Annotated in this window: 29 protein-coding genes; 26 read left to right on the top strand and 3 right to left on the bottom strand. The window is 30.7% G+C overall.

Going from position 1 to position 23,655, the window contains the following annotated elements; genetic code table 11:
• The first annotated feature begins 70 nt into the window (after positions 1-70).
• From NSA23_RS02850 to NSA23_RS02815, 8 genes are all read left to right on the top strand, one after another.
• Complete coding sequence (locus NSA23_RS02850) at positions 71-1,141, top strand: methylcobamide--CoM methyltransferase (RefSeq protein ID WP_042681210.1); 1,071 nt, start codon at positions 71-73, stop codon at positions 1,139-1,141.
• Between the two features lie 64 nt (positions 1,142-1,205).
• Positions 1,206-1,685 carry a Na+/H+ antiporter NhaC family protein gene (locus NSA23_RS02845; protein ID WP_042681212.1) on the top strand — a complete coding sequence of 160 codons (480 nt, stop codon included), beginning with the start codon at positions 1,206-1,208 and terminating at the stop codon, positions 1,683-1,685.
• Positions 1,686-2,775: 1,090 nt separating this feature from the next.
• Complete coding sequence (locus NSA23_RS02840; RefSeq protein ID WP_042681216.1) at positions 2,776-3,603, top strand: TraX family protein; 828 nt, start codon at positions 2,776-2,778, stop codon at positions 3,601-3,603.
• Between the two features lie 147 nt (positions 3,604-3,750).
• Positions 3,751-3,894, top strand: coding sequence for a hypothetical protein (locus NSA23_RS02835; protein ID WP_246119196.1), 144 nt, complete (start codon positions 3,751-3,753; stop codon positions 3,892-3,894).
• A 277-nt stretch (positions 3,895-4,171) separates the two neighbouring features.
• Complete coding sequence (locus NSA23_RS16580; protein WP_338080853.1) at positions 4,172-4,450, top strand: winged helix-turn-helix domain-containing protein; 279 nt, start codon at positions 4,172-4,174, stop codon at positions 4,448-4,450.
• Between the two features lie 78 nt (positions 4,451-4,528).
• Positions 4,529-4,894 (top strand): transposase, encoded by a 366-nt coding sequence (locus tag NSA23_RS02825; protein WP_050069778.1) that lies wholly within the window; start codon positions 4,529-4,531, stop codon positions 4,892-4,894.
• Positions 4,895-5,043: 149 nt separating this feature from the next.
• Positions 5,044-5,403, top strand: a complete 360-nt coding sequence (locus NSA23_RS02820; protein ID WP_050069779.1) for a helix-turn-helix domain-containing protein — start codon at positions 5,044-5,046, stop codon at positions 5,401-5,403.
• A gap of 94 nt (positions 5,404-5,497) precedes the next feature.
• Complete coding sequence (locus NSA23_RS02815) at positions 5,498-5,716, top strand: transposase family protein (protein WP_257490107.1); 219 nt, start codon at positions 5,498-5,500, stop codon at positions 5,714-5,716.
• Between the two features lie 239 nt (positions 5,717-5,955).
• Here the strand turns inward: NSA23_RS02815 and NSA23_RS02810 are convergent, their stop codons facing one another.
• Complete coding sequence (locus NSA23_RS02810) at positions 5,956-6,858, bottom strand: AraC family transcriptional regulator (protein WP_042681217.1); 903 nt, start codon at positions 6,856-6,858, stop codon at positions 5,956-5,958.
• A gap of 128 nt (positions 6,859-6,986) precedes the next feature.
• Between NSA23_RS02810 and NSA23_RS02805 the strand changes: the two genes are divergently transcribed.
• The 17 genes from NSA23_RS02805 to NSA23_RS02735 all read left to right on the top strand — a co-directional run bounded on the left by NSA23_RS02805 (position 6,987) and on the right by NSA23_RS02735 (position 20,017).
• The gene (locus NSA23_RS02805) at positions 6,987-8,177 is read left to right on the top strand and encodes a diaminopropionate ammonia-lyase (RefSeq protein ID WP_042681219.1); all 1,191 of its coding nucleotides are present in this window, start codon (positions 6,987-6,989) and stop codon (positions 8,175-8,177) included.
• Between the two features lie 21 nt (positions 8,178-8,198).
• Complete coding sequence (locus NSA23_RS02800; protein WP_042681221.1) at positions 8,199-9,371, top strand: YgeY family selenium metabolism-linked hydrolase; 1,173 nt, start codon at positions 8,199-8,201, stop codon at positions 9,369-9,371.
• 147 nt (positions 9,372-9,518) lie between these two features.
• Entirely contained in the window at positions 9,519-10,193 is a 675-nt protein-coding gene (locus NSA23_RS02795; protein WP_081915216.1) for an IS3 family transposase, read from the top strand.
• Complete coding sequence (locus NSA23_RS16695; RefSeq protein ID WP_081915239.1) at positions 10,145-10,333, top strand: IS3 family transposase; 189 nt, start codon at positions 10,145-10,147, stop codon at positions 10,331-10,333. The genes NSA23_RS02795 and NSA23_RS16695 overlap by 49 nt, the downstream gene beginning before the upstream one ends.
• A 47-nt stretch (positions 10,334-10,380) precedes the next feature.
• Complete coding sequence (locus tag NSA23_RS02790) at positions 10,381-10,632, top strand: dihydrofolate reductase family protein (protein WP_257490106.1); 252 nt, start codon at positions 10,381-10,383, stop codon at positions 10,630-10,632.
• Between the two features lie 150 nt (positions 10,633-10,782).
• Positions 10,783-11,628, top strand: a complete 846-nt coding sequence (locus NSA23_RS02785; RefSeq protein WP_042681223.1) for a GNAT family N-acetyltransferase — start codon at positions 10,783-10,785, stop codon at positions 11,626-11,628.
• A 304-nt stretch (positions 11,629-11,932) separates the two neighbouring features.
• Positions 11,933-12,334 carry a GNAT family N-acetyltransferase gene (locus NSA23_RS02780; protein WP_042681225.1) on the top strand — a complete coding sequence of 134 codons (402 nt, stop codon included), beginning with the start codon at positions 11,933-11,935 and terminating at the stop codon, positions 12,332-12,334.
• Between the two features lie 315 nt (positions 12,335-12,649).
• The gene (locus tag NSA23_RS02775) at positions 12,650-12,904 is read left to right on the top strand and encodes a hypothetical protein (protein WP_147524982.1); all 255 of its coding nucleotides are present in this window, start codon (positions 12,650-12,652) and stop codon (positions 12,902-12,904) included.
• 169 nt (positions 12,905-13,073) lie between these two features.
• The gene (locus tag NSA23_RS02770; protein ID WP_147524983.1) at positions 13,074-13,199 is read left to right on the top strand and encodes a zinc ribbon domain-containing protein; all 126 of its coding nucleotides are present in this window, start codon (positions 13,074-13,076) and stop codon (positions 13,197-13,199) included.
• Positions 13,200-13,210: 11 nt separating this feature from the next.
• Positions 13,211-13,318 carry a zinc ribbon domain-containing protein gene (locus tag NSA23_RS16690; protein WP_147524992.1) on the top strand — a complete coding sequence of 36 codons (108 nt, stop codon included), beginning with the start codon at positions 13,211-13,213 and terminating at the stop codon, positions 13,316-13,318.
• Between the two features lie 337 nt (positions 13,319-13,655).
• On the top strand, positions 13,656-14,189 hold the full coding sequence (locus tag NSA23_RS02765; protein WP_042681227.1) for an RNA polymerase sigma factor: 534 nt from the start codon (positions 13,656-13,658) through the stop codon (positions 14,187-14,189).
• Complete coding sequence (locus NSA23_RS02760) at positions 14,176-15,273, top strand: DUF4179 domain-containing protein (RefSeq protein WP_050069783.1); 1,098 nt, start codon at positions 14,176-14,178, stop codon at positions 15,271-15,273. Before NSA23_RS02765 ends, NSA23_RS02760 begins: the two co-directional genes overlap by 14 nt.
• A 312-nt stretch (positions 15,274-15,585) precedes the next feature.
• Positions 15,586-16,602, top strand: coding sequence for an excinuclease ABC subunit UvrA (locus NSA23_RS02755; RefSeq protein ID WP_257490095.1), 1,017 nt, complete (start codon positions 15,586-15,588; stop codon positions 16,600-16,602).
• 109 nt (positions 16,603-16,711) lie between these two features.
• Positions 16,712-17,743 (top strand): ATP-binding cassette domain-containing protein, encoded by a 1,032-nt coding sequence (locus NSA23_RS02750; RefSeq protein WP_257490094.1) that lies wholly within the window; start codon positions 16,712-16,714, stop codon positions 17,741-17,743.
• An 11-nt stretch (positions 17,744-17,754) separates the two neighbouring features.
• Entirely contained in the window at positions 17,755-18,174 is a 420-nt protein-coding gene (locus NSA23_RS02745; RefSeq protein WP_042681230.1) for a MarR family winged helix-turn-helix transcriptional regulator, read from the top strand.
• Positions 18,175-18,484: 310 nt separating this feature from the next.
• Positions 18,485-18,607 carry a hypothetical protein gene (locus NSA23_RS02740; RefSeq protein WP_257490093.1) on the top strand — a complete coding sequence of 41 codons (123 nt, stop codon included), beginning with the start codon at positions 18,485-18,487 and terminating at the stop codon, positions 18,605-18,607.
• A 1,077-nt stretch (positions 18,608-19,684) separates the two neighbouring features.
• Positions 19,685-20,017: a histidine kinase dimerization/phospho-acceptor domain-containing protein gene (locus NSA23_RS02735; protein ID WP_042681232.1), complete on the top strand. Its 333-nt coding sequence runs from the start codon at positions 19,685-19,687 to the stop codon at positions 20,015-20,017.
• 39 nt (positions 20,018-20,056) lie between these two features.
• On the opposite strand, the gene NSA23_RS02730 is transcribed toward NSA23_RS02735, so the two are convergent.
• Complete coding sequence (locus NSA23_RS02730) at positions 20,057-20,506, bottom strand: zinc ribbon domain-containing protein (protein ID WP_042681234.1); 450 nt, start codon at positions 20,504-20,506, stop codon at positions 20,057-20,059.
• A 464-nt stretch (positions 20,507-20,970) separates the two neighbouring features.
• On the opposite strand from NSA23_RS02730, the gene abc-f reads away from it, so the two are divergent.
• Positions 20,971-22,440 (top strand): ribosomal protection-like ABC-F family protein, encoded by a 1,470-nt coding sequence (gene abc-f / locus NSA23_RS02725; RefSeq protein ID WP_042681236.1) that lies wholly within the window; start codon positions 20,971-20,973, stop codon positions 22,438-22,440.
• A 396-nt stretch (positions 22,441-22,836) separates the two neighbouring features.
• Here the strand turns inward: abc-f and NSA23_RS02720 are convergent, their stop codons facing one another.
• Positions 22,837-23,247 (bottom strand): cupin domain-containing protein, encoded by a 411-nt coding sequence (locus tag NSA23_RS02720; RefSeq protein ID WP_246119197.1) that lies wholly within the window; start codon positions 23,245-23,247, stop codon positions 22,837-22,839.
• Between the last annotated feature and the right edge of the window lie 408 nt (positions 23,248-23,655).

The following is a 23,655-nucleotide window of genomic DNA, read 5'->3' as shown; positions in this document are numbered from 1 at the left end:
ATATAATGATTTTAGGTTAGATTTATAAATTAATTATCAATGATTATTTTATATTAGAAAGGAGATTTAAGTGAGAAAAGAAGAAATGACTCCAAGAGAAAGAATGAATGCCTTTGTTAAGGGGCAGGAAATTGACCGTGTAATTTGTGTTCCAGATATGGGAGCTACGATGACACCTTTTATTGGTGTAAAAGTAAGTGATTATTATCATTCAGCAGAGCTTATGGCAGAACTGGAAATAGCTTTGTTTAAAAGGCTTCGTCATGATAGTGTAGGGATATCTACAAGCCTTAGAGGTGTTGCTGAGGCTATGGGTGCTAAGGTAGCTTATCCTGATTATAATATTTCCTATTTATTGGAGCCAGCTATTAAATCCGTAGATGAAATAGAATCTCTTAAGATTGCTAATCCACTAAAGGATGGCATTTTACCAATTTTAATTAAGGCTATAAAACTAACAAAAGATGCACTTATAGATGAAGTAGATGTTAGTGCTTCGATGTCTGGACCTTTTAGTGTTGCAGCTTCTGTAGTAGGAACAGAGAATTTACTAAAATGGATGATCAAATATCCTAAAAAAGTCCATACTCTAATGGATATAGTAGTAGAATCTAATAATAGATATATAGAGGAGGTGGCAAAACTAGGTGTATCCATTGGTTTTGCTGATCCAGTTTCATCTACAAGTCTTATAAGTCCAAAACAATTTAGAGAGTTTTCTTTACCAGCTCTTCAAAAAAATGTTGATAAGATAAAGGAAAAGACGGGTAGCGCTCCAGGTATACATATATGTGGAACAAGTAAAGAAATTTGGGAGGATGTGGTGAATACTGGTATTTCCAATTTTAGCATAGATAATGTAGAGGATTTAGAAGAAGCTAAAGAAATAATGGGAGATAGAGTGATAATTACAGGGAATGTTCCTCCTGTTGATGTAATTTATGCAGGCAATAAAGAATCTATTCTTAAATCAGTTAAAGAATGTATTAGAAAGGGCCATGATTCCAAAAAGGGATATATTTTAAGTACAGGCTGTCAAATTCCAATGCATACGCCAATGGAAAATATTGAAATGTTTATGGAAGCAGGTAGCACCTATGGCAAATATCCAATAGATTTAGAGTTACTAATGAAAGATTAATTTAAATTAAGGAGGGCATTAAAATGGAAAAGTTAAATGAAAAAGAGGTAATGAGGTAGCTTTATTGTCTTTTCTTATCTTTGTATTAGTATATTTGATTTCAGGTATTATATTACAAACTAAAGGAATTGAAATGGCATTTTATCAATTTCCAGCTCCGATTGCGGCTAGTATAGGAATAGTATTTGCTTTTATTTTAACAAAAGGTTCATTAGATGAAAAGTTTAATGTATTTATCAAAGGTTGTGGTGATGATAATATAATAATCATGTGTATTATATATTTATTGACAAGGGTTTTTTCTGCAGTTTCTAGTGCTATGGGTGGTGTTGAATCTACAGTAAAATTAGGACTCACTTTAATACCAGTTAAATTTATTACAGCAGGAATATTTATAATGGCTGCATTTATTTCTGTTTCAACAGGAACATCAGTAGGTACTATTGTGGCTATAGGTTCTATAGCTGTTCAATTAGTAGAAAAAGCAGGCTTAAATTTATCTTTTTCGTTGCTAAGATCTTTTAGAGGTTTATCAGTATTATAAAGCTCTAGAATTGTATTTTAAAATTCTTCTGTGTATCTTTTTGCCACTTTAGATACTCTTCCTTAACTATATTTTACAGCGTTCGGAAAATCGTGTCTATAATATTATACTAACATCAAACCATCATCAATTGTATTACTACCCCTATCTGCATTCAGCGTCAGGATTCATAGTTTATTATGGTATTATGAAACATGAAATTTTGGATTGTTTTTCAAAATAGAGTAAATCACTATAAGAAAAGTACATTGTATACAGAAATAAAAATCTATCGAGGTTTGATAAAATTACATTTTATCAACTGCTACTGCTATATGAGCCTTTTATCGCAAATTTTTAAAAGATGAATCCAAATTTTCATGTGAAGATTTTATTGGAATATAATATTAGTGACTTAGATGATTTTATTAAAAAATTTTATAAATAATATAAAAATTAAAAATGAGGAATTTAAGAAATTATTTGTAACAAGTCTTAACAAAGGTGAAGTCGAAGTAATGATATTGGTTCTACTTTACATCAAGGGGATACTAATACGCAAAGCACCTATTTCTGCGTATTAGTATCATTACCTCGTCCTAATCCACGTTGGGACGGTGGTGCTGATAGAGAAGAAATAGGTTGAAATAGCTAGGTTGAGATCATTTTAAATGAAAATTGGTTTATGTTTTATGTTTCCCCAGACTTAGGTTTGGGGAATTTTGGGTAGAAGGGTTCTTTCGATACTCAAAAGTATATTTTTACGCAGTAAAGAAAGGTTAATAACTAAATCTATATTAAGATTTGCAAGAAATACATTAGATTGCCTAAACTATATAGGGAAACAAAAAGAACTAGGAGACAATTCAAGCAGGGAAAAATCAGAGTTAATCATAAAAAGTTCCTTGGATATGATAAAGGTGAAGATGGAGGACTAAAGTAATTGGGAAAATATCATTTGAAAAATAAGAAGTTAAGGTTTATGTAAGGTTTATTTCATAACCAATTAAGGATGAAGGTCTATAATATATTTAATAAAACTATAAAGTATAATTAATAAAAATAGAGGAGGTGAAAATCTAGTTTTACAGATATAAAACTAAAAGGTTCAATGGAAGAAAAAAAATTAGAAGCTAAAAAAGGATTAACTGGATTTCAAATAAAATTAATAGCTATGATACTAATGGTATTTGATCATATCCATGCTTATTTAAATTACAACAAAAATATTCCAATACAGTTTAAATGGGTAGGTAGGATAGTGGCACCATTATTTATATTTATGACAGTTGAAGGTTATTATCATACAAGAAACAAGAAAAAATATATGATTAGACTTTATATAGCACAATTAATTATGTCTATAGGTAATAATTTCTTGGATAAGTTTTTTCCAAGACCAGATGGTGTAATGCTAATCAGTAGTATGTTTAAAACATTATTCCTTATTGTAGTCTATCTTTCAATAGTAGATTTTTTAAGAGATGCTTTTAAGGATAAAAATATATCTAAAGTATTATTAGGAATAGGTTTTTTAACAATTCCTATACTATTAAGTTTTGTTATTATGATAAATATAAGTAATCTTCCCATTTTATTTATTCGTATATTTATGTTGTTGGTTCCAATGCCACTATTTGTTGAAGGAGGTATTGTGTTTATAGCTATTGGAATAGTTCTATATTTGTTTAGAGATAATAAAACTAAACAGGTAATTAGTTATATTATAATGTCTATTGTTATTATGTTATCATCAGGAAATTTTAGTGTACAAAGCCTTCTATACACAAACTTCCAGTGGATGATGATATTTGCTGCACCATTAATGTATCTATATAATGGAGAAAAAGGTAGAGGTATGAAATATCTATTTTATATATTTTATCCAGCCCATATATACCTGTTCCATATGATTTCTTATTATATGTTGACTAGATAAATCAAAAATTAAATGATAAATATGAATATTAATACTGCACCCATTGAAAATATAGTGAGGGCAGTATTTTTATTTTAGAATTAATTATTGTATAATTATATCTAATTTATATTAGCTGATTCATAAATAAGAAAGGAGTAGTTTTATATGTCGCTAGATAAGAAAATTTTGATTATAGATGACGAAAAGGATATATTGAATTTAATAGAAACAGTTCTACAAAAAGAGAGATTTACAAAAATATACAAAAATCTTAATGGGAAGAGGGTTTACACTTATTTAATAAAATAAGCCATGATTTAGTTATTCTTGATATCATGCTTAGAGACATGGAGGACTATGAAATATGTAAATATATAAGAGAAAAATCTAATATACCAATATTTTTTTATCGGCAAAATTAGAGGAGTTAGATAAGATCTTAGGGTTTTCATTAGGAGCGGATGATTATATAACAAAACCCTTCAGTCCAAAAGAGTTAGCATATAGAGTAAAAGCTCATTTAAGAAGGAGTTCTTACATGGAAAACTTTGTAAAAGATGAAATTTTTAAAATTTGACCCTTTGTTATAAACATAAGTGGTGGAACTTTATCGAAAAATGGTACAATAATAGATTTAAAACCAAAGGAGTTAAAAATATTAGAATATTTAGCTAAAAATCCTAACCAAATAAAAACCAAAGAACAAATATATGATAAGGTTTGGAGTGAAGAATATATTGGTGGTGATAATACTATAATGGTGCATATTAGAAGGCTAAGAAAAAAGATAGAAGATAATCCATCTAATCCTAAATATACATTAACGATTAAAGGATTAGGTTATAAGCTTACAATAGGGGATTAACGTTATGTGTTAGGATAGTTGTCGTATAGAAAAAATAATATATAATAGAATTACGACAATAACCTAAGGAGAATGATTATGTCTAAAGATAATAAAAAGAAGAAAAGCTATACTAAAGAATTTAAAGCATTGGTACTTAAAAGATTAGAAGAACCTACAACTGATACTATCACAAGTCTTTCAGAAGAGTTAGGCATCCCTAGAACTACAATATATCAATGGATTAAAAAAGCTGAAACTGATAGCAATACAATCTCAATTAATCGTAAACCAACTAGCAAATGGACTTCTAAAGATAAATTCCATGTAGTCCTTGAGACATCTACACTTACAGAGACAGAAATAGCAGAATATTGCAGAAGAAAAGGAATCTTTGTTGATGAAGTAAAATCTTGGAAAGAACAATGCCTTAAGGCTAACCAAGCTACTATGGAAGATCCATAAGAATTAAAGGAATCACTAAAACAAGAAAGAGAAAGAAATAAAAAGCTTAAAAGAGAGCTGAGAACTAAAGAAAAAGCATTAGCAGAAACAGCCGCATTACTAGTACTAAGAAAAAAAGCAAATGCGATTTGGAGGAACTCCGAGGAAGAATGATCAGTGACCCAGATCGTGAAAAAGCAGTAGAGCTGATCAATGAAGTAAGAGAACATGGTGTAAAACTAAAGCCAGTCTGTGATGAGCTAAATATCAGTGTAAGAACCTATCAAAGATGGACTAAAGAAGGAGAGGTAAAAAAGCACCAAAGACCTTTAACTAAAAGACCAACCCCTAAAAACAAAATAACTGAAGAAGAACGTATAGAAATAATTGAGACAGTTAATAGCCCTGAACATACAGATTTAGCACCATCTCAGATAGTTCGGAAATTAGCAGATGAAGGTAAATACATAGCATCAGAATCAGCCATCTATAGAATTCTAGAAGAAAAAAATGAATGCTCACCGCAGTAGAACAAATGCACCAGTAAAGCGAGATACACCAACACATGTAGCTACAGCTCCAAACCAAGTATGGGCTTGGAATATTATCTAATTAAATGCATTTATCAAAGGACAGTACTATAAACTTTATTTAATCATAGACATGTTCAGTAGATTAATAGTAGCATATGAAGTCTGGGAAGAAGAAAAATTTGAACATGCAGAATACCTAATAAAAAAGGCTGCTTTATCACAAAGAATAGCCGGTAGACCATTAGTATTACATTCAGATAATGGTAGCCTTATGAAAGCAGCAACATTCCAGGTAACACTACAAAATTAGGGGTACAAAGATCCTTTTCAAGACGAAGAGTAAGTAATGACAATCCTTACTCAGAAGCACTTTTTAAAACAATGAAGTATAGATCTAAATATTCTTTTTCAAATTGATCACTTCATTTGCGGCAATACCTTTCGGTATGTTTGAGGACTCCGAGAATATCCTACTAATTTTTTATAGAGGATGAAAACAACAGCAAAGCGGTAGGTATGAATAAAAAGCAGTCATCCAATCTAATTTAGCTACTTTCCTATTATGCTTTTTCTATATTCTTTAGGTGTACACGAAACCTTCTTTTTAAAACTTTCTATATAATAACTGGTACTTCCAAATCCCGTAAGATCTGCTATTTGGCTTACAGTCATATCTGTAAGTCGCAGCAATTCTATGCTCTTATTGATTCGATAATTGAGAATATATTCGAATACAGTACATTTCACCACACGCTTAAAAGAACGACAGCATTCACCTTTGCTTATATGAACTACGGCTGCGATTTCCTGCAGAGTAATCTTTTCCATATAATGTTCATGAATGTAACTCATTATGGTCTTGATTCTCTGTTGATCAATATATTTATTGATATTTTCTTCCCTTATTGTTTTGTTTTGATTCGTAATAAGCAACCTCCACATATCTGCCAACTCTAGACATATATCAAGTTCATAGCCATACGCTTTTTGGGAATAGAGGTCATAGATTGTATTAATTTTGTTTAGTACTTTATTCTGCCACTCCATCTCGCATTTCATCACGATCATAGAATAGGTATGTGACTTTAAAAAGGGTTTCACATACTTTTGCTCGATGGCACTTCCCGGAAAGAATGTAAACATCTTAGGGTCTGCATTTATGCATATATACGTGCTATCAGAGTTTGCAACTGGTTTTGACATATGGAGGCACGCACTATTGATAAAAATCCCTTGTCCTTCTTTTAATGTATATGCATTTTGATTAACTAAAAACTCTACTTCTCCTTTTGTAACCATCGAAAACTGAATCTCTTCATGCCAATGCCAGTTAATGAATCCCAGAACATTTTTATCCAGCTGATTCACGTAAACAGCCATCGGAAAATCATAGCTGCCATGCAGCGTTGTCTCTTTATGATTCTCGTCAATTTGTATATCTTTTATCTGCATAGTTTACCTCCTGAAATCAATATAGCGATATTTTTAATTAATATTTATATAGAAATTAAATTTAGATATCAATATAATTATATAATAGATATAGAGATTTTCAATGTAAAAAAGGAGGTGTTAATAAAATGGTATCCAGTATTTCGATTATTAAAGGAAAAAAGTACAGCGATGAATTATCAAATTTATTATCAATCGAAGCAGCTGAAGCGGTAGCAAGATTTCATCTTTCTATACCGATGTATCAAAAGACTCCATTGATTGCACTTCCTAGTCTTGCTAACAAATTAGGAGTGCAGAAAATTTTTATTAAAGATGAATCACATCGATTTGGATTAAATGCATTCAAAGGTTTAGGAGCTACTTATGCTATTGCAAAGATTATTTCCAAGATTATGAATTTAGATGAAACCTACCTAGATTATTCCTTTCTTACATCTGAAAGTATTCGAAATAAAATTAATCATCTAGTGTTCGTTACAGCAACAGATGGCAATCATGGAAAAGGAGTAGCATGGGCTGCATCTAGCTTTGACTGTAAAGCAATTGTCTACATGCCGAAGGGCTCTAAAGAATGTCGTGCAGAAGCTATAAGAAGCATTAATAATACTCAAGTACAAATTACCGATTTGAACTACGATGATACGGTGCGCTTTGCCTATGACTATGCAAAAAAACATGGATATTATTTAGTGCAGGATACAGGATTTGCAAGTTATGAAGAGATACCGAGTTATATCACACAAGGCTATACAACTATGGTATCTGAAGCTATTGCGCAGTTATCCGAATACCAAATTGAAAAACCTTCCCATGTATTTCTTCAAGCGGGGGTCGGCTCTATGGCAGGCAGTGTTCTTGGGTATATGACACATTATTACCAAAAGAGGCCGCCAATCACGACGATTGTAGAGCCTTCTACTGTTGCCTGTATCTATGAATCAGTTAGAGATGGTAATGGAAAACCCCACGCAATTGGTGGAAATCCGAAAACTATTATGGCTGGATTAAATTGTGGTGAACCCAACCCATTTACATGGCCGATTTTAAGAGACTATGCTTCCTTTTATGCCAGTTGTCCAGATTGGGTAACAGAATGCGGCATGAAAACACTTGCTCATCCTGTCGGCAATGACGCAAAAGTGATATCTGGTGAATCGGGTGCAGTTGGGTTAGGGCTTCTTGTATCTTTATGTAAAGATGATAGTTTAAGTTACTATAAGCAATTGCTTAATTTAAATGAGGATTCAATTATTCTCATATTCAATACAGAAGGGAATACAGATCCAGAAGCATATGAAACCATTATAAATCAATAAAAAATGAAAAGGAGAATTCTTATGAATCAAAAAATACGGGAAACGATTGATTCTTTAGAACGTCAATTAATATCCTTTGCTCAAGACTTAGTTCGGATCGAAAGCAGAACTGGTCAAGAAGGAAATCTAGTACAACGTGTAAAACAGGAAATGGAAAAATTGAACTATGATGATATTATCATCGACAAAGTAGGAAACATTATCGGCATAATTGGAAATGGACCGGTAAAGTTGTTATTTGACTCCCATATAGATCATGTAGATGTCAACGATGCAGACGAGTGGCTTCATGGCCCTTATAGTGGAGATATTGAAGATGGCAAGCTGTATGGAAGAGGTTCCTCTGATATGAAAGGTTCTTTTGCTTCCGCAGTTTATGCTGGACATATTATGAAAAAACTCGGTTTGGCGGAGGGAAAAACAATCTTTATCTGCGGTTCTGTCATGGAAGAAGATTACGATGGAGAAGGGCTATATCATGCCATTGTGGACAATAATCTGAAACCGGATTATGTTGTTATTTGTGAGCCAACCCATCTCAATATCTCTATGGGGCATTCGGGAAGAGCCATTTATAAAGTTAATGTAAAAGGTACCTCTTCTCATGGTGCGGCTCCTGAAAAAGGAGATAACACAGTATATAAAGCGATAAAAATTATCGAACGTATTGAAGAACTCGGTAAAAAGTATATGGCGATGCCGTCGGAACGTCCTTCCATAGCACTTACCAAAATTGAAAGCACATCCGCTTCTATGAACGCAGTGCCGGGAAGTTGTACAATTTACATCGACCGTCGCATTTGTTTACATGAAACCGAAGAATCCATTGGAAAGGAAATGGATTTGCTAATCGGTGACATTGATGCTGATTGGGAGATCTATGACGCGATTGGAAAAAGCTATACTGGAGAGGACATTATGCTGCATTCTTATCTACCAGCCTGGGAAATAAAGAAAGAGCATCCTCTGGCTCAAAGCTGTTTTCAAACATATCAGGAAGTGTTCGGCCAATATCCAAAGCCATATAAATGGAACTTTTCAACCAATGGTGTCGCTTCTGCTAAGTTAGGAATACCAACCATAGGGTTTGGAGCAGGTATAGAAAAAATGGCGCATATGGCAAACGAATATTGTCCTATTTCTGATTTAATACTTGCATGTCATTTCTTTTCCCTGTTACCGCTTAAACTGTAAACCAGAAAAAAAGGGACTTGATGCACATAAAAGCTTAGCATCGGTCCCTTTGATTTTCAGTAGACGTATCTTTTCTTATACACAAAAGCCAATTGGTAGTGTTCGGATTTCTGTGTCTACAATATTATACTAACATCAATTAAACTAATGTGTAAAGTGTTAAAGGTATCTAGAAGTTCATATTACAAACATCTTAATAAAAAAGAAAGCAAAAGAAGCATTGAAAATAAATTTCTAGAAGAACAAATTTTAAATATATATAAGGCTAATGAATGCCGATATGGAGCCCCTAAAATATATGAAAAATTAAAAACAAAGGGCATATTTATAAGCCTTAAAAGAACTCAGCGACTCATGAGTAAGTTTGGTATAAAATCAATAGTATGCAAGAAGTTCAGACCATTTTCTTCAAGAAATAAGGTTGAAAGTAGACAAAACATCATAAATAGAGACTTCTCTACAACTGGTATTAATCAAAAATGGGTAACCGATATTACCTATATTCATACAATTAAAGATGGTTGGTGCTATCTAGCTTCAGTTATGGATCTTAACAGTAGGAAGATAGTTGGATACTCTATGTCTAAAAATATAGATACAACATTAGCTATAAAAGCTTTAGAAAATGCCTATAAACTCCAAAAACCTAATGAAGGTCTAATTCTTCGCAGTGATTTAGGGAGCCAATATACAAGTTATGAATTTGGAGAATATATTAAAGGTCTTAAAATATCTCATTCCTTTAGTGGTAAAGGGAACCCTTATGACAATGCTTGTATAGAATCTTTCCACTCAGTATTGAAGAGGAAGAAGTTAATCTAGTTAAATATTTTGATTTTGATGCTGCTAGATTAGCAATATTTGAATATATAGAGTCATGGTATAACAGAGAAAGAATACATAGCTCTCTGGGCTATATTTCTCCCCAAGAGTGGGAAGATAAAGCTAAGAAGGTTGCATAAAATTTATTTGAGGAAATGTCTCTACTATATTGACATAGGTCCAAGATATTGATAAAGTTATGGCCGAACTAAAAGATGAAAAAGGAAAGAATATTTGGATATGTAGTGGAGCTAATATAGCAAATCAGCTTATTAAGGTAGATTTAATTGATGAATATCATTTAACGATTATACGTATTATTCTTGGAAATGGTATAGAACTATTTTCAGATAATAACCCGACTACTTTACTAGAAGTAGAACAGGTGAAAGAAATAAATGGTGTTGTTGATATAGTTTATACTCGCCGAACAGAATGATCATAATTTGAGAACAATAAGAGAAATTATATTTTGCTTAGAGAGGACTTTATTATGAATAATTAACTTGCAATCTTCATGATATGTCAATGGCTATTAGAAATCAGCTTATAGATAAGTTGTTATGTAATAGAAAGGAGAAGATAACAAATGTTTATTTATAAGATATTAGACAAAACAAGTACTGAAATACTTCATAAAACATTTTTAGATGCATTTTCTGATTATCAAGTTAAAATAGATTTGCCCTTTTGGAAGTTTAAACAAATGCTTCAAAGAAGAGGCTATGTCCCTGAAATGTCCATAGGTGCATTTAAAAATGAGATGTTAGCTGGATTTATTTTGAATGGATTTAGAAATTGGAATGGGAAACCAACTGTGTATGACCTTGGGACAGGTGTTGTAGGTGAGTATAGAAGACAAGGTATAACAAGTAATATGCTTTTAAATATCAAAGAGGTACTTAAAGAAAAACAAGTGGAGCAATATTTGCTTGAAGTAATTAAATCTAATACATCTGCAGTTCAACTTTACAAAAAACAAGGGTTCGAGATTCAAAGAGAATTTACATGCTTTCAGCTAGACAAAAATAAATATAACCCAATAGCAACCTATAAAGTTGAGCATGTTGACAGAATTAACTGGAGACAGTTAACAGAATTTCGGGACTTTAAACCCTCCTGGCAGAATTCTATTGATTCAATCAATGCTGTACCAAAAGCATTCTTATATTCTATTGTACGTTTTGACAATACCATTGCTGGCTATGGCATTATTGATAAAAAAACAGGAGATATTCCTCAAATAGCAGTAAATAAGCATTATAGGGGTAAAGGAATTGCAAGAAGTATAATGACAGATATGATAAAAAATACAGAATCACATAAAATTAGTGTTATTAATGTAGATGATCAATTTAAATCTACTAAAGATTTCTTACTTGAATTAGGATTTGAGTATAGCGTTGGTCAGTATGAAATGCTTTTGAAAATATAATTTATTTGACTTGCCATAGTATTTTATTATGAATAGTATTAAAATAATGGAGGTCATCAGATTGGCAAGATCGCCATATAATGTTTATGTTATTTTACTTACTATATGTTAAAAATATTAATAAAATGGTAAACTTTAAATGAAATAGGGAGGGTGCTTTATGAATGAGGTAGCTCTTGACTAGTCAACTGAATAGTTGTTTCTTGTGAAGTTTTTTAAGAGTAAGTTAAGATACAAACAGTACTCAACCTTATTACATATTTGAGTATGAAAAACTAATTTATATTTTGTGAGGGTGATTTTCATGGAGAAAATAAAAAGTTGTAGCGAAGAAAAGGCAAATTATATCCACAGACGTTTGCAAGAGTATAATAGCCGATATATTACAGATTGTGAAGATCTGTCTTATTGTATTGAAAATGAGAATGGTGAATGTATTGCTGGTATTGTTGCATCAAGGGATATGGATTGTATTACGGTTGACTATTTATTTGTTGATGATACATATCGAAAAAATAGCTATGGTTCAAAATTATTGACCTATCTTGAAGCACAGGCCATTTGTTTGAATGCAAAAAGAATCATCTTAAATACATTTGAATTTCAAGCGCCAGCTTTTTATAAGAAAAATGGTTGTCAATTATTTGGAAAAATCGAGCCATGTTTTAGTAACTATGGACAATATTTTTTCAAAAAAGAGCTGTAACAAAAGGTTATGAGCATAATATTTCACCAAGATACTAATTTTATATAGAGGGATATATTTGACTTATTCTGAAGTTATAGCAGTTTACTTAGTCATAAGCGTATTTATATTTTGCAAGGTATAATTATATGAATGAAAGATTTAATTTTAGTTTAGCCCAAGAAAAAAATATTGCTGATATTTTATTTCTAATTAGAAAAAGAATTCGATAGATGGATAATTGCGGTTATTGAGTGATAGTATAAGACAAATTACATGAAATGCTATTCAAAAGAATACTTTAATGATTGTATTTTAAAACACAGATTGTATGCTTTGAGGGAAAAGGAATTTGATAAAATTGTTGGAGTTGTTGTATTGAATGATATAGATAAACGATGGGGAGATGAAATGCTTGCTTATTACATACATAATTTGGTAACTGATTTGGAGACAAAGAGTACGGGTGCAGCAATCATAAAATATTGGGAAGATGTAGCAATTGGGCATAGCAAAAGAAAACTACGCTTAGACTGTCAAACGGAAAATGTTAAATTAATATTATTAAAAATTAGGCTTTCTTTATATTGAAGAAGTAAGAAATGGGTTGTATGTTGGAACAAAAGAGAAAAATTGTTGTAATATAGATTATAAGCATTATACTTGGTTAATTTAATTCATAAAAAATCTAATAAGAAAAATAATCTTTAGAGAGATTATACATTCACTCTTTTTTGATAAAAATGGGAAGAAGTTCTGTATGTATAAATTAATAAGACAATTAGAATATAAGTCAGATTGGAATGATAGAACATACCATAAAGTAGACAGGTATTTTGCTAGTAGTCAAATATGTAGTAATTGTGGATATAAAATGGAGATGTAAAAGATTTATCTATTAGAGAACGGATTTGTTCTGAATGTAATACAAAGTATAATAGAGATTTAAATGCTAGTATAAACATATTAAATCAGGAATTAAAGGATTTAATATTAGTAAGTTAAGTATAAATTATGCAAAATAGGATAGGGACTATCTTAATTAACGCCTGTAGAGCCAGTAGGTTGCGAGGTTAATGAAGCAGGAACTTTTAGTAGTGATGCTAGAAGTACTTGATTTTAGTCATGCAGGGTTCACAATACTGTTATAATTAGACTAAATTAGAAAACCTTTATATTACAAGGTTTTTACTAAGTTAGTCTATTTTTATATCACAAATAATAAAGTTTTATGAACCAGATTAGAAGTTATTACAATATATATATGAAGGGGTAATTAATACATGGACTTTCTTTAAGTTTGAAGAAGTTGTAAAACTAGAGAAAAGGAGGGGATAACAGATTGGATGTTACAGAGTTAAGTCATTTAATTGAAAGCTTTGGTAAAGACGTCTATGGATTTTGTTATAAGTTAACAAGGGATAAACATCAGGCAGATGATTTGTATCAAGAGACTTTTTTAAGAGCGACGGAATTGTGTCATAAAATAGATAATGCTCAAAATCCAAAAGGCTTTCTTATCGCTATTGCAGCCAATACTTGGAAAAATCAAAAGCGAAAATTTGGTTGGCGACATAATATTGCAAAAATAGTGGCGTTTCAAGATGATTTTAATAATGCGTCTCATATGATTGATACAACCACGCCAGAGCTTGTTGCACTAACTAATGAACTTCACACAATGATTGATATGGCTTCGGAATCATTGAATGACAAATTGAAAATACCCCTATATATGTATTACACTGTTGGATTATCAGTTGAGGATATTGCTTCCTCACTTAAGATTCCAACTGGGACCGTAAAGAGTAGACTTTACAAGGCTAGAAAAATAATAAAAGAATATATGGAGGTTAATGGCTATGAAGGATTTTGAAAAATTAGATGAATTGCTATGGCAAGTAATGTCTTCTAATAATGAACCAGAAGACAGTTTGAATCAACAAATTATTGATAAAGTAAGGAGGAAAAATAGTATGAAACGTGTAAATAAAAAAAGAATATCAGTTGCAGCGATGTTTGCAATAATTATTGCAACAACATCAATTTCAGCATTTGCGGCTTGGCATTTACTTACACCAAAACAGGTTGCAGAAAACTTGGGAGATAAAGGTCTTGCTACTGCCTTTGAGGGTGAAGATGCGTTATCCATCAATAAGACTCAGGTTAGTGGTGATTATAAAGTGACTTTACTTGGCATTATATCAGGTAAAAAAATAAGTGATTTTCAAAGCAATGTTGAGAACATTTATCCCGAGAGAAGTTATGCAGTAGTATCTATTGCAAATGTAGATGATACACCAATGCCAGATACACGTGATGAAGAATACGGCAAGGTACCGTTTTTTGTTTCGCCGCTTATAAAAGGTCAGGATCCTAATAGATTTAACATTATTACAATGAATGGTGGTTACAGTGAGTTTGTAAAAGATGGTATAATGTACCGAATTATAGAGTGTGATGATATAGAAATTTTTGCAGATAGAGGTTTATATTTAAGTGTTACCTCTACCCAATTTTATGATGCTAAAGCATATAATTTCGATTTAGAAACGGGTGAGATTACTCGTAACGTTGATTATGAGGGGGTCAATGCCTTATTTGATTTGCCTATAGATCCATCAAAAGGTAATCACGAGAAAGCTGAAAAATATCTTCAGAAATTGGCTGATCAACAGACGTCAGATCAAGAGGACATAGAAGAGGAATTAGTAGATATAGAAACTTTATTAGCAGGAGCTACACTTATTCCAGAATCTGTGCAAGAAGTTACTCCTGACAAGGAGGGTATGATTATTTATAGTTTTAATAGACATGAAACTGTAACACCAGCTGAGATGTTATTTAAAGAAGGTCAAGTTGGATTTTCTGATATTAGATATACTGATGAAGATAATATTTTAGTTTTCTCAAGAGACACAGATGGCGTTATTACTGGTATGGCGTATAGAAAAAAATAATGATGATGTATTAAGGTAATTATCGCAAGGACAATAATATGTTATTTTTTATAAAAAAGAAGATAATAAAAACAACGGTGTCAAGAATAGCTATTTTTGACACCGTTGTTTTAACATTCTTTAATGATAATAATTACAATATTTCACTAAATGATATTCACCTCCATAGTGACAAATACATCAAAACTGTAAGTTTCAAAATTGTTATTGCAAACTAAAAAGAAAAGTAGTAAAATTAAATAACTCAGTTATATATTTACTAGGTTATTCAATTTGATTTTGAGATATTAATTTTTTTGAAAGGTGATTTTTATGGATAAGAAAAATAATGAAGGATATATACACGTAGTTGGAGCTAGAGAGAAGAATCTTAAAAATATCGATGTGAAAATTCCCAAGAAAAAAATAACTGTCTTCACCGGAGTTTCAGGTTCAGGAAAATCATCTCTAGTATTTGATACAATAGCGGCAGAATCACAAAGACAGCTAAATGAAACTTATTCAAGTTTTATTCGTCATCGCTTGCCTCACTATGGTCAGCCCAAGATAGATGCTATTGAAAATTTATCTGTTACAATTATTATAGATCAAAAACGCATTGGAGGAAATGCAAGGTCAACTGTTGGAACGATCACAGATATATACTCATTGCTAAGATTATTGTTTTCTCGTATAGGGAAACCATTTATTGGTTACTCTGATGCTTTCTCATTTAACAATCCTTCGGGAATGTGTCCAAAATGTGATGGGTTAGGCAGAATTGATATGATAGATATTGAACGGTTGTTAGATAGAAATAAATCTCTCAATGAGGGTGCAATTTTATTTCCAACTTTTGAGCCAGGGGGATGGAGATTAAAAAGATATATCCATTCAGGTTTTTTTGATAATGATAAAAAGATAAAAGATTTTACAGATAATGAATTGGAACTGCTTTTATATAAGTCAGATATTAAAGTAACTACTTCTAATCCAGAATGGCCTAAAACTTCACTATATGAAGGCCTTATTCCAAGAATTGAAAGAAGTTTCATAAAAAAAGAAGGGGGCGAGTCAACCAAATATAAAAGAGAAATTGATAGGATCGTTATTAAAGAAATATGTCCTGTTTGTGGAGGTACTCGATTAAATCAAACTGTTTTGCAGTGTAAAATAAATAATAAAAATATAGCGGACTGTGTTGAAATGCAAATTACTGATTTGCTAGATTTTATCAGCACTATTAAAGACCCAAAAGCAGCAACCATGGTTATGGCTATAACTAATCAGCTAGAGCATTTAGTTTCAATTGGCTTAGGTTATTTAAATTTAAGTCGTGAAACATCATGATGTAAATAAAATTAACACTCTATTAAAACTTTTACGTGATAAGGGAAATACCGTTCTAATAGTTGAACATGATCCTGATGTAATTAAAATTGCAGATCATGTCGTTGATATGGGACCGCGAGCTGGAAGAAATGGTGGTAAAATCATGTATCAAGGTGATTTTAATGGCTTGGTGCACTCAGGTACAACTACAGGAAAATATTTATGCACTCAAACACAGTTAAAAAAGAATGTCAGAAACTCAAATGGATGGTTATCTCTGAAAGATGCAAATTTGCATAATCTAAAAAATATTAGCATATCTATCCCAAAAGGGGTTATGACAGTAGTAACTGGAGTTGCAGGTTCAGGGAAAAGTACATTAATCAATCATGTGCTACCTAAATTTTATCCTGAAACGATTTTTATTGACCAGAAGCCAATTCGAGCCTCAAAACGTTCTAATATTGCTACTTTTACGGGAATGTTTGATATAATAAGAAGGCTGTTTTCGAAAGCGAATAATGTAAAACCTGCTCTATTCAGCTTTAATTCACAAGGAGCCTGTCCAAATTGTAAAGGGTTGGGAGTAACATATACAGATTTGGCATTCATGGATACGGTGGTAAATGTATGTGAAGTTTGCCAAGGTAATAGATTTATAGATGAAGCATTAAGTTACAAATTACATGGCAAAAATATAAGTGAAGTTTTAAACATGACAGTTGATGAAGCTTTAGATTTTTTCCATGAAAAAGAAATATCAACAGTATTAAAAAGACTGGCAGATGTAGGAATAACTTATATTACACTTGGGCAGCCATTAAATACTTTGTCTGGTGGTGAGTTGCAAAGAATAAAGCTTGCCGATGAGCTTGAAAGTAATGGAAATATCTATGTATTAGACGAACCAACTACTGGACTCCATATGTCAGATATATCACAGCTTCTTAAAATTTTAGACCGCCTTGTTGAACAAGGCAGCACCGTAATTGTGATAGAACATAATTTAGATGTCATTAGTCAAGCAGATTGGATTATTGATTTAGGACCTTTTGCAGGACAGAATGGTGGTAGGATTATGTTTGAGGGATTACCAAAGGATTTAATAAATTGCAATTCCTCTATTACAGCACAATATTTAAAGAAATATATTAAGTAAGGAGAATCTTTATGACGAAAAAAGAACTAGAAGATCACTATATACCTTTTCAATGTATGATTATAAGTAATATTAATCGCTTTAATATTGAGGGAGTGACAACAGCTCAGTATAATGTATTAGATATTTTAGATAAGCAAGGCCCTAAAACTACTAAAGAGTTAGCTGAAATTCGAGGGATTTCACAGGCTGGAATATCTAAGTTAACAAAAAGACTTTTAGAGAAGAAATACATCATACAAAAACGGAAGGAAACTGATCGACGAGCTTATGATATTTTTATTACTCCTGATGGTAAGAATTTTCTTTTGAGATCAGAAAAGTTTAGAAATGAAATCATGCATTTAATTGAGAATACATTGACAGAAGAAGAATTGAATTGTTTTATGAAACTATGTAAGAAAATTACTGATTCATATGTGGAAAAATAAGTATATAAATTTGAGTACTTTAATTATTCGCTTATACCCATTTTCAAAGATTTATAATTATTAACGAGCATAGTTCAATAGAATTGTAAGATATACCATTTACTCTTAATTAAAAGGTGATTAACATTCTTGTAGACCATATACTTATAAATTTTCTGATAGTTTTAGACAATTGTTCTAAGCAATGATATACTAGAATCAGAAGTTGAATAGAAATGCAAATAAGAAGGTTTAAATAGGGATATTTAATTGGTAAAAAATAAATCATGTAAACAAATTCTACTTAAAACCAAAGATTTTAAGTAGAATTTTGTTTACAGAAATTCAGATTTTAGATTACATAAAACAGACAGGTATTATAAATAAAAAGCTTTTTAAAAGAGGTAAAAAAGCTACTTATGATGCTATGGTAAATACAACAAATGTGCCATAGGGATGTTTTGTTTGTCATAGCAGATATTTAAAATAATCTTCATCGTCTTAATATGAGAGCTCTATGTTAGTATATTTACCTATAAAAACAAATTGATTTATCTGCTTATTTCTATTATTATAAATATTACTATCATTGATATTAAAATAATAACTAAAATTAACTTTGTATGTGGAGCAATAGTTGCTCTAAGTATATTGAGAAGTTCAAATAAACTTAAAAAAATAAATGCAAATATTATTGTTCGGTTGTTAACATTAAGATATGGAAAGAATTAGCCTGTTAAACGTCATAACATTATACGAGTCTATATGGAATAAAAAGAATTGACTTCCATAAATATAAAAATGCTCCCGTTGATGAGAGCATTTTAAACATTATATGAAAATTATGCATTTTGCTTTTTAATATCTTCTGGTCCAAGTACTATAGGTTTCCATCCTGATTTTCTTTGAACTAAACATCTGTCATTTCTATCTATTTTAAAATAGCTTTAAAAGATTTAAACCCATCTAAAAAACAGTTTGGACAAAACCGTATTATGATTGGGCAGGTAGGGGCTGGATAGTTACTTGTGTTTATCCTGTTTATATAGATAATGAACTTTCTTATGTAATTTTTGCAGATATAACTTTAAAACGTTTACAGGAGACTATTGCTGATTTTCAAATAGATAAATTTGGTTATGGTTTTCCTATAGATTATGATGAGGAGATTATATACCATCCTAAATATGAGTTTGAACCTTTAGGTAAGGGTGAAAGATTTTATAGAAATATTTTTATTTTAAGTGATAATATTTAATATAAAAATATTATGAAGGATATGATAGAGGGAAAAGAAATAACTAAAAATCTACAAGAGGATTTTACATCCTATAAATGTTATGAATTTTTTAAATCTGGATAAAAACCCTATAAAGATTGTCCTATAAATGATACTCTCAATATAGGAAAAGAATCTTTTAGAGAAATAATATTTGGACAAGATATTCTCCATGTTTGGACTTTCTCTATTTTCGATAATAAAAATAATTTAGATGAAGTCTTAGTTTATAGTGTAAAAGCTATAGAAAAAGTGGTAATTGATAAGCAATTTTATCAGAGGGAAAAATTAGCAAGTATTGATCAAATGGCAGTAGGTATAACTCACGAATTAAAAAATCCTTTATCTGTAATAAAAGGTTGTAGCTATTTATTGAAACATACTGTAGAAATCGAAGATATAGAAAATGATTCGGGAGAAGAAATAATAGAGATAATTAATGAGATAGATAATAACATAGAAAGTTCGCAAAATATAATATACAATTTATTAGATTTTTCTAGGAAGGCTGATAAAGAAAAAGAATTAATAAATGCGGTAGGACTCTGTTTAGATAGTTTTTATTATTTAATCCATCCACCTTAAGAGAAGCATATTATTTTCTTCCTGTAACATAACGAAGTTTTAAATTTTCTTTCCGCAGGATTTACAAAAAATTGCATCCTCGTCATTAAGTGTACCACAATTCTTACACTTAATTTTTATTATTTCTTTAACTTGACTTTCTCCTTTGCTTTCAGCCATATCTTTAGCCATATCAATGTTTTCTATAGTGTCATTTATCATTCTACCTTTAGCAGCACTATAGGGTTTTAGATCTTCTCTGGCTTTTTCTGGATCTAGTATTAGACCTGACCCTGCTGTTCCTTTAGCACCAATACTCATCAGTATATTACCTATAGTTATAAAGACCATTCCAATTAATGGTCTACGAATAAAACTTGATGGACCTTCAACAAAATCAGATTCTATATCTATAAAGAAATTAGAGATAAACAATATAATTCCAATAATTATGAGAACTAAACCTATGTAATAAATAGCTTTTCTTTTTTTTGAAATCTTATTGGACATTTTACTTCCCCCTATAATAAGCTTTTATGATGATTTTATTATATAATATCTTTTTTCTTTAAGTATTGATGTATATTTTTAATATATCATGATAAACTTAATTGGTAAATAGATTAATTTTCGTTTTTTAATACTAATTTTTAAAATAGTACTTGTAGCTTTATGTTAAATATGATAGAATTGATTTGAACATAAAATTTGGAGGTTGCTAATGATTTTATTTCTTGCTAAATAAGAAAATTTTATAGAGGCAAAAATATAGTAGTTGTATTTTTGTGTCTAATTTTAGCGAGAAATCTCTTTTGAATATATTTATGTCGTAAAAGATGATTTTATCATCTTTTTTTTATATCCTTTTTTGTACAGCTAAGAGAGTTTGCTCTTAGCTGTATTTTTTATGGAGATGAGGTATAGGAATAAGTTTTTTGAAATTAAAATTCTTTATAAAAAAGGAGTGAAATAAATTGTCATTAATAGATATTAAAAACTTAACATTTACTCATATTGGGAGTCTAAAACCAATTTTTGACCATGTAGATTTACAATTAGATACAAATTGGAAATTAGGTTTTATTGGTCGTAATGGATATGGAAAATCTACATTTTTAAAACTTTTGATGGGAAAATTCCCCTATAAGGGTAGTATTCATTCTTCTGTAAATTTTGAGTATTTTCCTTATGTGGTAGAGAATCCAAAAGATATGACTATAACGGTTATACAAACATTGAAGGGAGAATTTCCACTGTGGAAATTACAAAAAGAAATGAATTTATTGGAACTTAAAGAAGAAGTATTATACCGTCCTTTTTCAACATTAAGCCATGGAGAGCAAACTAAAATACTCCTTGCCACCATGTTTATTGCAGAAAACCAATTTCTTTTAATTGATGAACCTACCAATCATTTAGATGTTCATGGTAGAAAATTAGTGGCTGAGTATTTCGCGAAGAAAAAAGGATTTATAGTGGTATCCCATGATAGAGAGTTCTTAAATGTTTCAATTGACCATGTATTAGCTATTGAAAAGAATAAAATTGTTCTTACTAAAGGTAATTACGATACATGGCAACATAATAAACATTTAGAAGATAAATTCGAGCTAGAGCAAAATGAAAAACTTAGAAAAGAAATACGAAGATTAAAAGAATCTGCAAGAGAAAAAGCCACATGGTCAGACAAGGTAGAGAAAACGAAGATTGGGCAAGGTCCTGTAGACCGAGGATATATTGGGCATATGTCAGCTAAAATGATGAAACGTTCTAAAAACATGGAAAAACGCTATGAAGTTGCTATTGAGAAAAAACATAAGTTGTTAAAAAATATTGAAGAAATTGATCCTTTACAAGTTGTTTCCTTAGAACATCATGCAGATACTCTTATAGAAACAGAAAACTTTACATTATACTATGATGGTATTCAAACATTAGAACCAGTATCTTTTACGGTAAACCAAGGAGAGTGTTTAGTTCTACAAGGCAATAATGGTAGTGGAAAATCTAGTATTATAAAAGCCATTTTAGGTGAAAAGTTGCAAACAAGTGGACATTTATGGAAAGCAAAAAATCTAATAATATCTTATGTGCCACAGCATTTTAATTTTTTAAAGGGTAATCTATTTGAATTTATTAGTGAATGTAATATCGATAAGACACAGTTTCTAACTATATTCCGCAAAATGGGTATTCAGCGAGAACAATTTGATATTCCTATGGAATGCTACAGCAGTGGTCAAAAGAAAAAGGTGCTGTTGGCAAAATCTCTATGTGAACAGGCCCATGTATATATTTGGGATGAACCTTTAAATTATATTGATATTATATCTAGAATTCAGATTGAAAATATGATATTAGAATATGCTCCTACAATGATTCTTGTAGAGCATGATAAAAAATTTATTGATAAAGTTGCTACAGACATTGTTGAATTGCATTAAACTTAATTTGCCACTGGGGTGTTTTGTTTGTTATATTAGTGGATATTATAAAATATGGTCAATTTCCAATGGACTAAAACTCTAGGAAGTTGACCACTTTTTTTATAATATTTATGTTTCACATATTTTACCAATAACCTGTCATTACTATATTTGAATATGATATAAGAAAGGATAGCAAAATATCAAATAAGATATTAATATTTCCGTTTAAATATTAGCTTATTGAGTAAGAAAAGACTCAAGTCTACTTTTAATACACATAGTTAGAGAAATAAATTTGAGGTATTGATAAAAAGGCTTCCAACAAAATGTTGAATATGCAAACCAAGTGCTACAATATTATTTTTAATGGACAGGAAACCTATTTTGTCTATCTTTTCAAACTCTAATTATCTAGTAGTGGTCGTGATGCATTTCGGCATCTTCTTTAGTTTTATGGACTGTACCATGAGGATGCTCAGGAGGAGCATATATAGAATATAGTTTAATTGGCACACAACCTGTATTGATTAGATTGTGCCATGTACCTGCAGGTATAAATATCACATAGTTATCATAGACCCTTGCTTGGAAATCTAAGCTATCCATTCTATTTCCCATTTGAACCATTCCTTGACCTTTTTCAATACGGATAAATTGGTCTAGGTCAGAATGCATTTCTAAGCCAATATCATCACCAACATTAATACTCATTAATGTAAGCTGTAGGTGTTTTCCTGTCCATAATGCTATACGGAAATAGTTGTTTTGCTTTGCAGCCTCCTCAATATTGGTTACAAAGGGACATGGGCCATAATCTTTCAATTTGATGGGATATCTCCAATAGTCTGGATAGGGTGTTGGTCTATTATTCCAGTAAGGACAGGAATATGATCTGTAATTATCATACATAATGTCCACTCCTTTCATAGTTCTATAATATTATATGTTTCATATTAATAAGAGGTTCTTTAAAAGAAAAGTGTTATTATTTATTTTTATATATTTGCATATTTGAAAAATATATCAGGATTATATGCTGAAGCTCTAAGACTAGAGATTATACTGTTTGGGGAAACCTTATCTAGTGAAGTGTGGGGATAAAGTAATTGAAGATATTCAAAGGGCAGATTATAATTTTGATTTAGAAATAATAGGGTGGCTAGAATGACTTTATATGGATAGAAGAAACTTTAAAAGATAAATAAGGGATTTTTCTATAGAATTTATTAA

Source organism: Anaerosalibacter massiliensis (assembly GCF_024623155.1).
In the GTDB taxonomy this organism is placed as follows: domain Bacteria; phylum Bacillota; class Clostridia; order Tissierellales; family Sporanaerobacteraceae; genus Anaerosalibacter; species Anaerosalibacter massiliensis.
The sequence above is the reverse complement of the archived record's forward strand: the minus strand, read 5'-3'. Positions and strand labels throughout refer to the sequence as shown.

Bases quoted from the DNA above. Each gene is read 5' to 3' on its own strand.
- NSA23_RS02840 (WP_042681216.1), top strand. From the start codon at position 2,776: ATGGAAGAAAAAAAATTAGAAGCTAAAAAAGGATTAACTGGATTTCAA.
- NSA23_RS02835 (WP_246119196.1), top strand. From the start codon at position 3,751: ATGTCGCTAGATAAGAAAATTTTGATTATAGATGACGAAAAGGATATA.
- NSA23_RS02825 (WP_050069778.1), top strand. From the start codon at position 4,529: ATGTCTAAAGATAATAAAAAGAAGAAAAGCTATACTAAAGAATTTAAA.
- NSA23_RS02820 (WP_050069779.1), top strand. From the start codon at position 5,044: ATGATCAGTGACCCAGATCGTGAAAAAGCAGTAGAGCTGATCAATGAA.
- NSA23_RS02810 (WP_042681217.1), bottom strand. From the start codon at position 6,858: ATGCAGATAAAAGATATACAAATTGACGAGAATCATAAAGAGACAACG.
- NSA23_RS02805 (WP_042681219.1), top strand. From the start codon at position 6,987: ATGGTATCCAGTATTTCGATTATTAAAGGAAAAAAGTACAGCGATGAA.
- NSA23_RS02800 (WP_042681221.1), top strand. From the start codon at position 8,199: ATGAATCAAAAAATACGGGAAACGATTGATTCTTTAGAACGTCAATTA.
- NSA23_RS02795 (WP_081915216.1), top strand. From the start codon at position 9,519: ATGTGTAAAGTGTTAAAGGTATCTAGAAGTTCATATTACAAACATCTT.
- NSA23_RS02785 (WP_042681223.1), top strand. From the start codon at position 10,783: ATGTTTATTTATAAGATATTAGACAAAACAAGTACTGAAATACTTCAT.
- NSA23_RS02780 (WP_042681225.1), top strand. From the start codon at position 11,933: ATGGAGAAAATAAAAAGTTGTAGCGAAGAAAAGGCAAATTATATCCAC.
- NSA23_RS02770 (WP_147524983.1), top strand. From the start codon at position 13,074: ATGTATAAATTAATAAGACAATTAGAATATAAGTCAGATTGGAATGAT.
- NSA23_RS02760 (WP_050069783.1), top strand. From the start codon at position 14,176: ATGAAGGATTTTGAAAAATTAGATGAATTGCTATGGCAAGTAATGTCT.
- NSA23_RS02755 (WP_257490095.1), top strand. From the start codon at position 15,586: ATGGATAAGAAAAATAATGAAGGATATATACACGTAGTTGGAGCTAGA.
- NSA23_RS02750 (WP_257490094.1), top strand. From the start codon at position 16,712: ATGGGACCGCGAGCTGGAAGAAATGGTGGTAAAATCATGTATCAAGGT.
- NSA23_RS02745 (WP_042681230.1), top strand. From the start codon at position 17,755: ATGACGAAAAAAGAACTAGAAGATCACTATATACCTTTTCAATGTATG.
- NSA23_RS02730 (WP_042681234.1), bottom strand. From the start codon at position 20,506: ATGTCCAATAAGATTTCAAAAAAAAGAAAAGCTATTTATTACATAGGT.